Origin of the sequence: Actinacidiphila alni (assembly GCF_900112845.1) — a bacterium.
Classification (GTDB): domain Bacteria; phylum Actinomycetota; class Actinomycetes; order Streptomycetales; family Streptomycetaceae; genus Actinacidiphila; species Actinacidiphila alni.
Window position 1 is genome coordinate 131,475 of record NZ_FONG01000010.1, and the last position, 13,951, is coordinate 145,425.

Below are 13,951 nucleotides of genomic sequence, written 5' to 3' on the forward strand. Positions count from 1 at the left end.
ACCGCTCAGCGGTCAGGCGGTCAGGCGGTCAGGACGTCAGATAGCAGGATTTGGCGACGCCCGGCAGCGGGTCACCGCCGAAGGCGTCGTTGGTGCAGGGCGCGCCGCCGGTGAAGGTCGCGTACCGGTAGTCGCCGTTGGCGCCGTAGGCCACGGTCCTGCGGCCGGTGAAGGCGCAGGTGCCGTTCTCCGCCGAGCAGGTCGCGGGGAAGCCGGCCGGCGCTCCCGCGTAGCCGTAGCAGCTCTTGCCGACGCCGTAGACCGGGTCGACGCCCATGGTGTCGTTGCCGCAGGTCGTCGCCCCGTTGGCGCGGCCCGGCCAGAAGGCGCCCGCGGCGCCGTACGCGACCGGCCGATCCCCCGCGCCCTGGCAGACCGACTTCTCGGCGGCGCACAGCGCCCAGTTGCCGGCGGGCGGCCCGTTGGGCGCGGCCCAGCAGCTCTTGGCCGTGTTGTACAGCGGATCGGCGCCGAAGGCCGCGTTGGTGCAGTCGACGCTCCCGGTGACGACCTGGAAGCGGTAGGCGCCGTTCGCCCCGTAGGCGACCTCGCGGGTCCCGCTCACCGCGCAGGTGCCGTGCTCGGCCGCGCAGGAGGTGTATCCGGCGGGCCCGCCAGAGGGGGCGAGATAGCAGGACTTCAGCACGCCGTAGGCGGGATCGGCGCCGCCGAAGGAGGCGGCGTCGCAGGCCGTGGCGCCGCTGACCGCCCGGTAGACGTAGCCGCCCGCGCCGTAAGCCATCACCTGGCTGCCGGACGGGGTGCAGGTGCCGCCCTCGGTCGCGCACAGGGTGTAACCGGCGGGCAGCGCCGTGCCGTTGACGGACGTGGCGAAGGGCACTGCGGCGCCGAGGCCGGTGGCGGTCACCGTGTAGCTCCCGGCGGGCACACCGGTCAGCCGGACGTAACTGCCGTCCGTGCTGCCGCCGGTGATGCCCGCGCCCGGGTGGAAGGTGCCGCCGCTCCACACCGTGGCGCCGTTGACGGTGATGGTGACCGCCGAGGACGAGGGCGCGTCGGCGACGGGGATGCCGATCCGTCCGGTGGTCCCGGCCGGTGCGGACAGCGTCTCGTGGAGGGTGCCCGCCGCCGTGTCCTGGTCCCAGGAGCCGGTCACCGTGCCCTGCGGCAGGGTGATGGTGCCCTCGGTGTGCGCGATGTCGCCCGGGTGCGGTACGAAGTCGTAGCTCGCGGTGCCGGTCGGCGCCAGGCCCAGCAGGTAGAAGGTGAGGGCGGAGGTCGGCCCGGTGCCCCAGCCGTGCGCCAGGCTCATATAGGTGCCGCCGTAGTCGAAGGAGCCGTCCGAGCGGAAGCCCTCCCAGAACGTACTGCCGGTGCCGGTCGGGCTGTTGAGCATCCAGCCCCACTCGCGGCGGATCAGCGCGAGCGCGTCGACGTCGTCGCCGGCCACGAAATGCGCCTGCACCTCCATCGATCCGGGGAAGGTGCCGATCGCGCCGCCGTCCTTCTCGGGGCTGGCCGCGCCGTGGTCGTTCCAGCGGGCGGACAGGCCCCGGGCCACGGCGGTGTTCTTGGCCGCGCTGTCGGTGAGGCCGTACCAGACGGCGAGCGAATTGCCGTCCTGCGGATACAGCGTGCTGGTCGGATTGTCGCGGTAGAGGCCGACGGCGGAATTCCACAGCCGTTGATTGGCGGCCGACTTGAGGGTGGCCGCGCGCTGCCGCCATGTGCTCGCGTCCGCGGTGTCGCCCTCCGCGTCGGCGAGGGTCGCGCCGCCGGTCAGGGCCGCGTACAGCAGTGCGTTCGCCTCGATGTTCTCGCCGCCCTGGCCGCCGCGCGCCCAGTCGTTGGTGCCGGTGACGTTCAGCAGGCCGTTGCCGTCGATCTTCGCGGTGATGAAGGACATGCCCAGCCGGTAGCGGCTCCAGACCGAGTCCAGCCACGTCTTGTCGGCGGAGTACGTGTAATACGCGGCCGTCCCGATGAGGGTCCAGGTGTGATATGTGTCCGAGCCGTAGAAGTTGACCGCGGGACCGCCGTACTCCAGCTCGCCGGTCGACGAATTCTGGTGCTGGTAGAGGCTGTTCAGGGCGTTCTTGGTGGACGCGAGGTCATGGGTCGAGACGTATTCGGTCGGCAGTGAGACTCCGAGGTCGCCGGGCCACACGGCGCGGTCACGCTTGGCGCCGTCGGTGAGGATGCCCGCGCCGGAGCCGATCACGGCGTTGTTCTCCCAGCCGGAGGCGGGCGGCGGGTAGGCGCGTCCGGTGTCCGGCGCGATGGTGTCCATCTGGACGGTGTAGGCGCCCGCGTACCAGATCTTGTTGAGCAGATCGTCGCTCGAATAGAAGTAGTTGCTGTACGCGGCCGGGTCGCTCATTCCCGCCGCGCCGGTGAACGCCAGTGACACACCGTTGAGATCGACCCAGCCGGACGACGCCATGAAGACCGTCAGATAGCGGAAGCCGCCGCGCAGCTTGTCGGCCGGCATGGTGTAGCTGCCCGCGCCGTTCACCGTCGCGGTCAGGGCGCCGTCGGTGCCCGAGCCGGAGTAGACCGTGCCGCTGCTCAGATCGCTGACCGGGCCGACGTACAGCGACGACTCGCTGAAGGCGAGCCCGACCCGCTGCCCGGCGCCGCTCGCACCGGCGAATTTCAGCGTCACCAGGCCGCCGACCTCCTTGCCGAAGTCGAGGACGAGGAAGGAATTCGTGCCGGATATCCGGGTCGAGGCGCCGGACAGCACATTCCCCGGCGCGCTCACGGAACCGGACGTGCCGTGGACGGCGACCGGGGCGAGCGTCCGGCTGTGCGGGGCGTAGATGTACGCGTCACCGGCGGAGCGGCCCGCCGTGGCGGCGGGTGAGGCCGCGGCTTGCGGTGCGGCCGACGCGGCGGAGGTCGCTGCGGATCCCGCCGTGGATATCGCTGCGGATCTCGCTGCGGCGGGCGGGGTCGCCGACAGGCCGAGCGCCGCGCACAGGGCGGCGACGAGCAGCGCCACCCGCAGGCGGCGGGAGGCCGGTGCGGGTGGACGCCGCCGCGGCGGACGAAGTGGGGTCATGGCACGGGCCTCCGTACGAGGTGGGGGGTGCTCAACGGCGGACATGGCGCGGCTGGGGCGGAAGTGCGGGGTGCGGGAACACTGTCAATGAATCGTTTCATTCACGGTGTGCGAGGAGACCGTACGAGAAGCGCTGACACAGCGTCAAGACAGCGTGCGTCGGCGGATTGCCCGGGGCTGGCTGGTGAGTACCGAGGGCTCAGCGAATTCCGGGCACCCGAACGGAACCGGCCACGGGAGTGGTCACTCCTCGCCGTCGGTGATGTCCTCGGGCAGCGTGCCGCTGAAATAGGCCAGCGCGGCACGCGCGCCGGGCCGCGGTTCCGTGTCGAAGCACGCCCACGAGCAGAAGGTCGTCGGATTCCAGTCACTGGTGCGCCCGCACTGGGCGCAGACCATCACCGGATCGTCGTCGCGATCAGCCATGCGGTGAGTCTGCCCGGTCGCAGGCTCCGGCGACGAACGGATTCCCGGCGCGGCGCGGGACGCGCCCGACTCTCCATGGACATACCGGCCGCCGACCGGCCGCTCGGCCGGTGGCGTAGATGGGCTTGCTAGGCGGCTTCGAGAGCGGTCTTCCGGGCCTCGTCCGCGACCTTCGGCGCGTCGGCGCCGCGGGCTCCGCTCTCCGGCGCGGGTGCGGGCGCCGGTACGGTGGCCTTCGCCGCCCCGGCGAGCCGGGCCCGGGCCGCGGCGAGCGCGGCGTCGATGTCCCGCGTGCCCGTCGTCACGCACAGGGTGTAGGCGGTGTCACGCAGCAGATCGCCGATCCTCGGCTCCGCGAGCACCTCCGGGCTCTGGGCGCTCAGGCGCTCGTATCTTTCCAGCAGTTCACGCAGCACGGCAGGGCGGGCCGACATCATCACAGCCTCTCGGGTTTCCACGCATGTCCCGTGTCACGGAACACCGGTCGCCTACCCCGGAATTCGGCGCTCACTCCCCCGAATCACCATTGATCACCTCAAGAGTGACGCAGATCGCACTCAGTAACCTCGGCTGCGGTAGGTGGCGTTGGCCCGGTCGAGCCGGGTGGTGCGCAGCCGGCGCTCCTCGGCCAGCTCGTCCACCGCCTGCCGCAGCCCGTCGACGACGACGCGGGCCGGGCTGTGTTCCGGCACCTCGTCCGGCGGCGGCTCCTCGCCCTTGACGCCGATGAGCGTGCCGAGCGCCCGCAGGACCGGCGCGTCGGACGACCAGTGCTGGGCGGCCCTGCGCCTGCCGGGCGTATCGGCGAGCACCCGGCGGCTGGTCGGCAGCAGCCGCCAGCGCCGCTGGTCCTCGCGCACCAGGGTGCCCTCCTCCTCGAGAGCCGCCAGATACGCGGTCGGCAGATCACGCCCGCGCCGCCACAACCAGTCCTCGACCCGCTCCCCCGTCTCCTCGTCCTCGGCGTCCTGGCCGCTCCCCGCCGGGGCCCGGCCCGTATCGCCCGCGCCGGCCGCGTCGCCCTCCGGCCGCCGGTCACCGGCGGTTCCGGGGCGGGTGGCGGCTTCGTACGCGGTCAGCGCCTGCGTCAGCAGCCGGTCCCGGCTCGCCTCCGTGCCCTGCCCCTCGTCCCGCCGCTCCCCCGGCACCACGAGGTCGCCGCGCAGTGCGAGGGCGCGCGCGGCCAGCAGATCGATCAGTTCGGCGGCGGCCAGGGCGAGCGACAGGTCGCCGCGGTCCACGAGGAGGTCGGCGGGCACGTCCATGGCGACGACGATCAGGTCCCGGGCAGTGGTCATCGCGCGGCTCCGCATCACGGGCGGTGCGGGCGGACCGCCGGGCGCTGGTCGCCGCCGGGGTCCGGCCCGTACCGCTGGGCAGGTGGGAAGGACACCGCCCAAACTACCCAACCGGCCCCCGCCCCGGTGCGCGGCTCAGCCGGGCGCACCGCCCGGACCTCGGCCTTCGGCCGTGTCCGTCGCCCGGGGGCGGCTACTTCTATCCCTTCATCACATTGCGCACCGTGGCGATCAGCGCGGGCTGGTAGACCCTGAGGTCGGTCGTGTTGCCGCTGTCGCCCTGCTGGCCGTTCACGCTCGTGGCGAGGTAGTCGTAGCCGGTGAGCGTGATGGTGAAGACCGCGCCGCCGTGCAGCACCTTCAGCTGCTGCGACCCGCTGTCGATGGTGAGGAGATACGCCTTGTCGCCGAGGTCGGGCACGGGCTCGGTGGTCGTGACGGGGACGAGGTCGCTGGTGTCGAGGTCGCGCTGGTCCTCGAATTCCGCCGCCGGGTCGGTCGCCTTGTGCAGGTCGATGGAGACGACCACTTCGTAGCGCGCGGTGCCGCCGCGCAGCGGGATCGGCGAGGTGGTCTCGATGGTGCAGCGGATCTGGTCCAGTGCCGGGCCGAGGTGGACGACGGCGGGTGAGACGGTCTGGGTGTCGGTGGCCTTGAGTGCGTCGGTGAGCGGTTTGAGGGTGAGCGCGGCGCACGGGCTGCCGTGCAGGACGTAGCCGTGCATGTCCGGCGCTCCGGCCCGGCGCGGCCCTGCCGCGTACAGCGCTCCCGCCCAGACCGCCGACGCGATGAGGACCCCGCCGAGGCCGGCGGCCCACACGCGCCGGTTGAGCGCCGCGAACGGGCTCCTGCGCGGGGCGGGATCGTCGTCGGTCACGATGTCCGCGGGTGCGGGCTCGTCGAGTCCGCCGGTGAGTTCCGGCTCGGATATCACGGCTGCTCCTCGCGGTGTGCCCGGTCGGTCGCCGGGCGGTACGCGTCCGCCGCCGTGCCACCGCCCGCCTCGGTGCCGCCCGGCGTGGTCCGGCCCGCCGTCACGCCGCCTGCCGTCATGCCGCCCGCTGTCGTGCCTTCTGCCGTCCGTCGCACACGCTCACCCCCCTGCTCAGCCGATTGTCCCCGCGGCGCCGGTCCCCGGACACCGCCCGGACGGGGTCCGGGAGGGCACCAGTGACCGTACGCCCTGCCGCGCCCCGGCAGCAGGCGAATCGTCCCCGGCCCGAGCGCGTACGGCCGCGCGGCGGCGGCACCACGTCATGTTCCCGGTGGGCGCGCGGTCAACCCGCCGCGGGCCGCGGCGACTTCGTGCCCCGTACGCCCCCTCGGGCCGGGACATGTGAAAGGTCCCGCAGCCGGGGGGGGTGGCTGCGGGACCTCTCCTACCTTGGCACAGGGTGCGGCCGACCGCACGCCGACGTGCGAATGACCGCCGTCACCCGGCGCCGGTGCCCGTCAGGCGTCGGTCACCGTCACCGGGCTCTTCTGCCGGCGCAGCAGCGCCGAGCCCGCGAGGGCGGCGGCGAGCGCCGCGCAGACCAGCACCGTCGTGGTGGACCCGGCGAAGGAGCGGCCGAGGCTGTCCCTCAGCAGGTGGACGGGGCCGAGGCCCGCCGCCAGCGAGTGCAGCGCGATCGTGCCGATCGCCGCGGCGGCGCTCGTCACCCAGGTCACCACGGTGTCCTGGACGGCCAGCAGGACCGCGAGGAGCAGGCACAGTGCCGCGATCGCCAGCGAGACACCGGCGGCGACGTCGCCCGCGCGCAGGCCGGCGATGTCCGTGGGCAGGTGGATCGCGCCGACCGCGAGCAGCGCGACGGCCGCGGGCCAGCGCAGGACCGAGCGCAGCGACGCCTGGCCGGTGCGGGCGCCGCCCCCGCCGATGAGCGGGCGGGCGGCCGGGTCCGTCGGCGCGCCGGCGTCCCGCGTACGGCCCTCCCTCTCGGTTCGCGGCGTGGCCGCTTCCGCGGTCCGCCCGGGCGCGCCGGGTCCGCCACCGCCGCCGGCCGCGGTGTCCGCGGCCTCCTCCCCCGGCGCCCGCGTGCTGAAAATGGTGACCAGTTCTGCGACGTCCTCGATGGGCCGGCCCATCGCCGCCGCGCGCAGCGCGGTGCCGGCTTCGCCGTTCGCGTGCGGGGGTTCGCCGAGCAGCGTGACCAATTGCCGTACCTCGTCGACCGGGCGGGCCACCGCGGCCAGCCGCAGCGCCTCGTCGCCCGCGCTCGGCGCGTCGTCGGTCCGCCGGAGCAGGCTGACCAGCGAGGCGACTTCGGGCAGTGGACGGCCGCTCGCCGCCGTGCTGAGGAGGGTGTGCCGCGGTTCGTCGCCCGGGTCGGCGGAGGTGCGGTCGTCGTCGTGGGGGGAGTGCGGATCAGATGCCATGGTGCGCTTTCCTTTGCCGAACTGCCGGGGGTGGGACTTCCCCGGCGGTCGCGGTGCGTCACAGGTGACGCACGCTGAGTACCATGAGATCCGATATATCCTTATTGCGCCATTCGGCCGTGTGCGAGGACCGCTCGGCAGCGGCCCGCCGGTGGCCCGTGGAGCCCCGCGCTCCGCGCCGCCGGCCGCCGGACGCGGCGCTCAGCGGCCCGGGGGTTTCCAGTACGGCGCGAGGACGCACTGCATGTAGTGCGTGAGCGCCCAGCGCTCCCAGACCTGCGCGCGGACGGTGCCGGGACCCGTCGAATACTTGACGCATTCCGGGCAGTCCGCCAGCGGTTCGGGCTTCGCGTCGTGGTCGTCCAGCTGGTGGGTGGCCCAACCGTACAGATACGCACCGGGGTTGACCGTCGAGGGATCTCTGAACCGGGCCTCCAGCTCCGCGCACCGGACGCACTCTTCTTGCTCAACACCCCTCAGCCGACTCACGTGTTCGAGCCTACGTTCAACACCGTCGCCCGCGCACGTTTTCCCTGTCGGTGTCGCCCGACCGCGTCCCATGTGCGAACGTGCGAGCCGGTGGCGACGCGGGGTACGGCCGTACCCGGCGCGGGAGCACGACAGGACGGCGGTGGGTCGGTGGCGGGCATGCGGGCCGTGGTGTTCGAGGAATTCGGGCGGCTGCCGGAGGTGCGGGAGGTGCCCGTTCCGGTCGCGCCGCCCGGCGGTGTCGTGGTCCGGGTCGAGGCGACGGGCCTGTGCCGCAGCGACTGGCACGGCTGGCTCGGGCACGACGACACGATCGCGCTGCCGCATGTGCCGGGGCACGAATTCGCCGGGCGCGTCGCCGAGGTCGGCCCCGGCGTGACCGGCCGGCGGGTCGGCGACCGGGTCACCGCGCCCTTCGTCTGCGCCTGCGGGAGCTGCGCGGCGTGCGCCCGCGGCGATCAGCAGGTGTGCGAGCGGCAGGAGCAGCCCGGCTTCACCTACTGGGGGTCGTTCGCGCAGTACGTCGTCGTGCCGCGCGCCGAGGTCAATCTCGTCCGGCTGCCCGACGACATGGCGTTCACGACCGCGGCCTCGCTCGGCTGCCGCTTCGCCACCGCCTATCGCGCGGTCGTCGCGCGGGGGCGGGTGCGGCCCGGTAAGTGGGTGGCGGTGCTCGGCTGCGGCGGTGTCGGCCTTTCCGCGGTGATGATCGCGGCGGCCTGCGGGGCGCGCGTGGTCGCGGTGGACACCTCGGACCGGGCGCTGGAGCTGGCGCGGCAGTTCGGCGCCGCGGTGTGCGTGACCGCCGCGCGGGACGGCGCCGGCACGGCGGACGCCGTCCGTGCGGCGACCGATGGCGGTGCGCACCTGTCGCTCGACGCGCTCGGCTCCCCCGCCACCTGCGCGGCCTCCGTCGCGGGCCTGCGGCGGCGCGGCCGGCATGTCCAGGTCGGTCTGCTGCCGGCCGGCGGTGTCGCCGTCCCCATGGACCGGGTCGTCGCCCTGGAGCTCGAACTCCTGGGCAGCCACGGCATGGCCGCGCACGCCTATCCCGAGATGATGCGCCTGGTGGCGGCCGGCACCCTGCGCCCCGACCTGCTGGTCGGCTCGGTCATCGGCCTCGACGCGACGCCCGCGGCCCTCGCCGCGCTGAGCGACGGCTCCGGCGCCGGCGTCACCGTGATCGAGCCCGGGCGGACGTGAGCTGGCTCGTACCGACGCCGCGCTGCCGCACGACCGCACGAGCAGAAGCCGGCCGTACCGTGTCCGCGCCGCAGCGGCCTCGGCCGTGAACGTGCTCGGTCGCGTACGCGTGTCGGCGCCGAGCCGCCGCACGACCGCGCCATCGGGGCAGGCAGCGGCGCTCTCGCGCCGGCACGAGGTGGCCTTGTCCGTGGGCGCCGGGCCTCGGCAGGCGTGGTCCCGGCCGGCCTTTCAGCGGCGCCGGGTCGGACCAGGACGTCAGGGGGCGTCCAGGCCGCCGTCGGGGCGGCGGACCTGAGCCGACCAGCTTTCGTGGCGGAATTTGACCGGCGGGTACTTCGCGGCCTCCTTCTCGTCCAGGTCCACGCCCCAGCCGGGTGCGTCGGACGGCGCCAGGTAGCCCTCGCGCACGACGGGGGTGCCGGGAAAGACCTCGTGGGTCGCGTCGTTGTAGGTGTGCGATTCCTGGTAGCCGAAGGCCGGGGTGGAGATGTCGACGGCGAGATTGGCGGCGACGCCGACCGGAGAGGTGTCGCCCGGGGCATGGAAGGCCGTGCGGACGCCCAGCAGTTCGGCCAGTGCGACGAGTTTGCGGGTCGGGGTGAGGCCGCCGACGGCCGAGGTGTGCAGCCGCAGCAGGTCGATCCCGCCGTCCCGGATCAGCCGGACGGCGTCGGTGACCGAGCCGATCTGCTCCCCCACCGCGATCGGCACCGGGGAGGCGGCGCGCACTTCGGGCAGCCGGTCGTAGTGCTCGGGCGCGATCACGTCCTCCAGGAAGGACAGCCGGTACGGTTCCAGTGCCCGGGCCAGGACGACGGCCTGCTTCGGGGTGAGGCGGCTGTGCACGTCGTGCATCAGGCTGATGCCGTCGCCGAGGCGGTCGCGCGCGGCGGCGAAGAGTTCCGGTGTGGTGCGCAGATACCGGTCGACGTCCCAGCCGTCGGGGTGCGGGGAGCGCGGGTAGCCGCCGCGGGTGCCGGGGGCGCCGTACGTGCCGAGGCCCGGGCCGCCGGTCTGGAGCCGGATGTGCCGGTAGCCGGACGCGATGAGCTGCTCCGCCTCGTCGAGCGTCTCCTCGACGGTGCCGCCCGCGGCGTGCGAGTACACCTCGACGGCGGCACGGCTGCGGCCGCCGAGCAGTTCGTACACCGGCAGCCCGGCGCGTTTGCCGGCGATGTCCCACAGCGCCTGGTCGACGCCCGACAGCGCGTTGTTCAGGACGGGGCCGCCGCGCCAGTAGGAGGAGTAGTGCACGAGTCGCGTGATGTCCTCGATGTCGGCCGGGTGCCGTCCGATCACCAGCGGCGCCACGTGTTCCTCGACGGCCGCGGCCACGGCGGCGTACCGCTGGGTGAAGGTCGCGCAGCCGAGCCCGTACAGGCCGGGCTCGGAGGTCTCCACCCGGACGACGACGAGTGCGATGCCCTCCGGCGCGGTGACGATCGGCCGGACCGCGGTGACGCGCAGTGCGTCGCGGGGCGTCCAGGGCGGTGTCGCCTGGGGCAGCGCTCCGGAGGCGTCGAGCAGGTCGTCGGGGCCGGAACCGGTCATGCGCAACTCCCGTTCTCCGCTTCCCTGTTCACCAGCCGGGCCGTACCGCCGGGGCGATCCTGGCCGGCGGGGCACCGGGACTGTATGTCGTTGACAGCTTAATTACCCCGTCCTTACTGTCCTGATCACCCCCACCGTCGAGCGGCGCCGCGGCGCCGGGAGGAAGGGCAGCGTGAAAGTCCTGGTCACCGGTGCGGGCGGCACGCTCGGCCGTGAAGTGGTCGCCCATCTGCGGGCGACGGGGTGGACCGTACGGGCGCACGACCGGATCCCGCTCGATCCGGCAGCCGCCGACGAGGTCGTCACCGGCGAACTCCGCGACCGCGCGCGGGTCGGCGAGGCGGTCGCGGGCACGGACGCCGTGGTGCACGCGGCGGCGCTGCCGTCGCCCCACGCGGCGCCCGAGGACGAGGTGTTCGGCAACAATGTGCGGTCGACGTATCTGGTGCTGGACGCGGCGGGGCGGGCCGGCGTCGGCCGGATCGTGAACGTCTCCAGCCTGTCGGCGCTCGGCCTGGCCTTCGCCCGGCACGCGGTGTCGCCGGTCGGCGTTCCGATCACCGAGGAGCACCCCTTCGTCGGTGACGATGTGTACGGGCTGTCCAAGCACCTCGGCGAGACGGTCGCGGCGACCGTCAGCAGGCGCTGGAACGTGCCCGTGGTCAGCCTGCGCTTCCCCTTTCTGGGGACCGGTGAGCGGCTGCACACCCATATCGCCCGGGTGCACGCGGATCCCGGGTACGACCGGGGCTCGCTGTGGGCCTGGCTGGACAGCCGGGACGCGGCGCGGGCGATCGGCGCGGCCCTGACCGCGACGACCGAGGACCATGTCGTGATCAACGCGGTGGCGCCCGACACCACGGCGCTGGTGCCGACCGCGGAGCTGCTGCGCCGCTACCACCCCTCGACCCGCTTCGACGCCCCGCTCGACGGCTTCGCCACGCCCTTCTCCCGGCAGCGCGCCCATGAGCTGCTCGCCTTCGAGCCGGTCCACACCTGGCGGCCGTCACCCGGGAGTTGAGCCCGGGTCCCGCGGGGACGACCGGTTTACCGCGACCGGTCGGGGCAACCCGCCCGCCATGGCGCGGGAACACAGAGACGACGAACAGAACCTGCCGGCGGACGCCGCGGAGGGCCCCGGGCCCGAAGTGGAGCGCGCCGCACCCGACGAGCCCACGGAACTGGCCGCGCGGTCCTGGTTGTCGGTGCTGCGGGGCACGGCCAGGGAATTCCAGGACGACGAGCTCGGCGACCGCGCGGCGGCTCTGACGTACTACAGCGTGCAGTCGCTCTTCCCGGCGCTGCTGGTGCTGGTGGCGCTGCTCGGCGCGGCAGGACGCTCGACCACGGACAAGGTGCTCGACAATCTCACGCAGCTCACGCCCGGCTCGGCCCGCGAGATCATCACCAACGCCGTCAGAGAGCTGCAGGGCAAGGGCGGCACGGGGTCGCTGCTGGCCGTGATCGGTCTGCTCGGCGCGGTGTGGTCGGCGTCCGGTTACGTGGCCGCGTTCATCAGGGCCTCCAACGCCGTCTACGACATGCCCGAGGGGCGGCCGGTGTGGAAGGTCATGCCGCTGCGCCTGGCCCTGACGGTGACACTCATGCTGCTGGCCTGCGCGAGCGCGCTGATCGTCGTGTTCACCGGCGCCGTCGCGCATCAGGCAGGTACCGCCCTGGGCATCGGGGACACCGCGCTGACGGTCTGGTCGATCGCGAAGTGGCCGGTGCTGCTGGTGCTGGTCACGGTCATGATCGCGCTGCTCTACTGGGGCGCGCCCAACGCGAAGGGGCGGGGCTTCCGCTGGGTGACCCCCGGCAGTTTTCTCGCGCTCGTCCTCTGGATGGCGGCGTCCGCCGGCTTCGCGCTCTACGTGGCCAATTTCAGCTCGTACAACAAGACGTACGGCACGCTCGCCGGCGTGATCGTCTTTCTGGTGTGGATGTGGATCACCAACCTGGCGATCCTGCTCGGACTCGAATTCGACGCGGAATTGGCACGTCAGCGGGCGATCGCCGGCGGAATGCCGGAGACGCGGGAGCCGTATGTGGAGCCGCGGGACACCCGTAAGTGGAATGCGGAGGACTTCCGCGGCAGCCGGTGATCGCGCGCCGGGACGACACACCCACCGCGCGGCAGCACGGGGCGGTGCGGCGAGCCGGGTGTGTGCACGTCAGTGCCCGGGGTAGCCGGGCGGGTAAGGAAACGGAAGGGCCGGTGAGCGGTGATGGATCAGGTCGAGACACCCCTGGCGGCGCGTACCCCCGCTGCCGCCGGGGACCGGACGGCGGACAACGGCTCCGCGGAGCCGTCGGTCGGTGAGCTGGTGTCACGTGCGACGCGGCAGATGTCGCAGCTCGTGCGCGAGGAGATGCAGCTCGCCCAGGCGGAGATGACGCAGAAGGGCAAGCGCTTCGGCATCGGCGGCGGACTGTTCGGCGGTGCGGGTCTGCTGGCGTTCCTCGGCCTCGGGGCGCTGGTCGGCGCGGCGGTCGCGGCGCTCGCCCTGGCGCTCCCGGTGTGGGCGTCGGCGCTGATCGTGGCGGGTGCGCTGTTCGCGCTCGCCGGGGTGCTGGCGCTGGCCGGGAAGAAGGAAGTGGGCCGGGCGACGCCGCCCGCTCCGGAGCAGGCGATCGAAGGCGTGAAGGCCGACGTCGCCACGATCAAGGAAAAGACGAAGCGATGACGATCGACCCCCAGGAAGACAAGGATCCCGCCACCCCGGAGGAGCTGCGCGCGCAGGTGGAGAACACCCGCGAGCAACTCGGCGAGACGGTGGAGGAGCTGGCGGCCAAGGCCGACGTCAAGGCACGCGCCAAGGACAAGGCGGCGCAGGCCAAGGAGAAGGCCGTCGAGGTCAAGGACGAGGTCGGGCACAAGGCCGCCGAGGTCGGGCACAAGGTGCAGGACACGGTGGGCCGGCTCAAGGACCGCACACATGCGGCGAAGGACGACGCGGGCGAGGCGGCGGGAAAGGCCGCCGAGTCGGCCGGCGCGGCAGCGGAGGCGGTCGGCGAGCAGGCCGGAAAGGCCGGCGGCGCCGTCGCGGACGCCTCGGCGCCGGTGCGCGACAAGGCCAAGGCGGTCGTGAGCGCGGTACGGGAGAAGACGCCGGAGCCGGTGGCGGAGAAGTCCCGCCAGGCGGCCGAGGCCGTGAAGCGGCGGCCCGCCGCGGCGGTCGGGGCGGCCCTCGGCGCGATCGTGGTGTTCTTCACCGTCCGGTGGAGGCGTGGTCGCCGATGAATGCCGCGAAGATCGCCTACCGGCCCGTCGGGCTGCTGCTGAGCGTGGCCGCCGGAGCGCTGGCCGGGGCCGCGTTCAAGCAGACGTGGAAGGCCGTCGGGCACGACGACGACACACCGGACGCCCTGGACGAGGACCGCGGATGGACGGAGGTGCTGGTCGCGTCGGCGGTGCACGGGGTGATCTTCGCCGTCGTGAAGGCCGCGGTGGCGCGCAGCGGTGCCACCGCGACGCGGCGGCTCACTGGCACCTGGCCCGCCTGACTCACCCGATCTGCCTGATTCACCTTATTCGCCTGATCTCGTGCGGGCCGGGCGGCTCGGTCCGGCGGGC

15 protein-coding genes are annotated in these 13,951 nt (G+C 73.4%); 6 read left to right on the plus strand and 9 right to left on the minus strand.

Annotated elements, in window-relative coordinates; translation table 11 throughout:
- Window positions 1-28 precede the first annotated feature (28 nt).
- The 8 genes from BM076_RS18430 to BM076_RS18460 form a co-directional block, all read right to left on the minus strand.
- Window positions 29-3,025 carry an alpha-L-rhamnosidase-related protein gene (locus BM076_RS18430; RefSeq protein WP_093714686.1) on the minus strand — a complete coding sequence of 999 codons (2,997 nt, stop codon included), beginning with the start codon at window positions 3,023-3,025 and terminating at the stop codon, window positions 29-31.
- A 243-nt stretch (window positions 3,026-3,268) separates the two neighbouring features.
- Window positions 3,269-3,451 (minus strand): hypothetical protein, encoded by a 183-nt coding sequence (locus BM076_RS18435; protein ID WP_093714687.1) that lies wholly within the window; start codon window positions 3,449-3,451, stop codon window positions 3,269-3,271.
- 128 nt (window positions 3,452-3,579) lie between these two features.
- Complete coding sequence (locus BM076_RS18440) at window positions 3,580-3,885, minus strand: DUF5133 domain-containing protein (protein WP_245796136.1); 306 nt, start codon at window positions 3,883-3,885, stop codon at window positions 3,580-3,582.
- 123 nt (window positions 3,886-4,008) lie between these two features.
- Window positions 4,009-4,749, minus strand: a complete 741-nt coding sequence (locus BM076_RS18445; protein WP_093714689.1) for a GPP34 family phosphoprotein — start codon at window positions 4,747-4,749, stop codon at window positions 4,009-4,011.
- Between the two features lie 199 nt (window positions 4,750-4,948).
- On the minus strand, window positions 4,949-5,683 hold the full coding sequence (locus BM076_RS18450) for a hypothetical protein (protein WP_093714690.1): 735 nt from the start codon (window positions 5,681-5,683) through the stop codon (window positions 4,949-4,951).
- Window positions 5,680-5,802 carry a hypothetical protein gene (locus BM076_RS38030; protein ID WP_265737102.1) on the minus strand — a complete coding sequence of 41 codons (123 nt, stop codon included), beginning with the start codon at window positions 5,800-5,802 and terminating at the stop codon, window positions 5,680-5,682. The genes BM076_RS18450 and BM076_RS38030 overlap by 4 nt, the downstream gene beginning before the upstream one ends.
- 399 nt (window positions 5,803-6,201) lie before the next feature.
- Entirely contained in the window at window positions 6,202-7,128 is a 927-nt protein-coding gene (locus tag BM076_RS18455) for a hypothetical protein (RefSeq protein WP_093714691.1), read from the minus strand.
- A gap of 201 nt (window positions 7,129-7,329) precedes the next feature.
- A complete protein-coding gene (locus BM076_RS18460; RefSeq protein WP_093714692.1) occupies window positions 7,330-7,617 on the minus strand; it encodes a hypothetical protein in 288 nt (95 codons plus the stop codon).
- 159 nt (window positions 7,618-7,776) lie between these two features.
- Between BM076_RS18460 and BM076_RS18465 the strand changes: the two genes are divergently transcribed.
- Entirely contained in the window at window positions 7,777-8,820 is a 1,044-nt protein-coding gene (locus BM076_RS18465; protein WP_093714693.1) for a zinc-dependent alcohol dehydrogenase family protein, read from the plus strand.
- Window positions 8,821-9,078: 258 nt separating this feature from the next.
- On the opposite strand, the gene BM076_RS18470 is transcribed toward BM076_RS18465, so the two are convergent.
- Window positions 9,079-10,374: an enolase C-terminal domain-like protein gene (locus BM076_RS18470; RefSeq protein ID WP_093714694.1), complete on the minus strand. Its 1,296-nt coding sequence runs from the start codon at window positions 10,372-10,374 to the stop codon at window positions 9,079-9,081.
- 172 nt (window positions 10,375-10,546) lie between these two features.
- Here BM076_RS18470 and BM076_RS18475 point away from each other — a divergent pair, with 172 nt between their 5' ends.
- The 5 genes from BM076_RS18475 (at window position 10,547) to BM076_RS18495 (ending at window position 13,881) form a co-directional block, all read left to right on the plus strand.
- Entirely contained in the window at window positions 10,547-11,395 is an 849-nt protein-coding gene (locus BM076_RS18475; RefSeq protein WP_177246503.1) for an NAD-dependent epimerase/dehydratase family protein, read from the plus strand.
- A gap of 58 nt (window positions 11,396-11,453) precedes the next feature.
- Entirely contained in the window at window positions 11,454-12,479 is a 1,026-nt protein-coding gene (locus tag BM076_RS18480; protein WP_093714696.1) for a YihY/virulence factor BrkB family protein, read from the plus strand.
- 123 nt (window positions 12,480-12,602) lie between these two features.
- A complete protein-coding gene (locus tag BM076_RS18485) occupies window positions 12,603-13,061 on the plus strand; it encodes a phage holin family protein (RefSeq protein ID WP_093714697.1) in 459 nt (152 codons plus the stop codon).
- Window positions 13,058-13,618 carry a DUF3618 domain-containing protein gene (locus tag BM076_RS37550; protein ID WP_177246504.1) on the plus strand — a complete coding sequence of 187 codons (561 nt, stop codon included), beginning with the start codon at window positions 13,058-13,060 and terminating at the stop codon, window positions 13,616-13,618. Before BM076_RS18485 ends, BM076_RS37550 begins: the two co-directional genes overlap by 4 nt.
- The gene (locus BM076_RS18495; protein ID WP_093714698.1) at window positions 13,615-13,881 is read left to right on the plus strand and encodes a DUF4235 domain-containing protein; all 267 of its coding nucleotides are present in this window, start codon (window positions 13,615-13,617) and stop codon (window positions 13,879-13,881) included. Before BM076_RS37550 ends, BM076_RS18495 begins: the two co-directional genes overlap by 4 nt.
- Window positions 13,882-13,951 lie beyond the last annotated feature (70 nt).

Coding starts and splice junctions, on each gene's coding strand:
- BM076_RS18430 (WP_093714686.1), bottom strand. CDS start 3,025: ATGACCCCACTTCGTCCGCCGCGGCGGCGTCCACCCGCACCGGCCTCC.
- BM076_RS18435 (WP_093714687.1), bottom strand. CDS start 3,451: ATGGCTGATCGCGACGACGATCCGGTGATGGTCTGCGCCCAGTGCGGG.
- BM076_RS18440 (WP_245796136.1), bottom strand. CDS start 3,885: ATGTCGGCCCGCCCTGCCGTGCTGCGTGAACTGCTGGAAAGATACGAG.
- BM076_RS18445 (WP_093714689.1), bottom strand. CDS start 4,749: ATGACCACTGCCCGGGACCTGATCGTCGTCGCCATGGACGTGCCCGCC.
- BM076_RS38030 (WP_265737102.1), bottom strand. CDS start 5,802: ATGACGGCAGGCGGCGTGACGGCGGGCCGGACCACGCCGGGCGGCACC.
- BM076_RS18455 (WP_093714691.1), bottom strand. CDS start 7,128: ATGGCATCTGATCCGCACTCCCCCCACGACGACGACCGCACCTCCGCC.
- BM076_RS18465 (WP_093714693.1), top strand. CDS start 7,777: ATGCGGGCCGTGGTGTTCGAGGAATTCGGGCGGCTGCCGGAGGTGCGG.
- BM076_RS18470 (WP_093714694.1), bottom strand. CDS start 10,374: ATGACCGGTTCCGGCCCCGACGACCTGCTCGACGCCTCCGGAGCGCTG.
- BM076_RS18480 (WP_093714696.1), top strand. CDS start 11,454: ATGGCGCGGGAACACAGAGACGACGAACAGAACCTGCCGGCGGACGCC.
- BM076_RS18485 (WP_093714697.1), top strand. CDS start 12,603: ATGGATCAGGTCGAGACACCCCTGGCGGCGCGTACCCCCGCTGCCGCC.
- BM076_RS37550 (WP_177246504.1), top strand. CDS start 13,058: ATGACGATCGACCCCCAGGAAGACAAGGATCCCGCCACCCCGGAGGAG.
- BM076_RS18495 (WP_093714698.1), top strand. CDS start 13,615: ATGAATGCCGCGAAGATCGCCTACCGGCCCGTCGGGCTGCTGCTGAGC.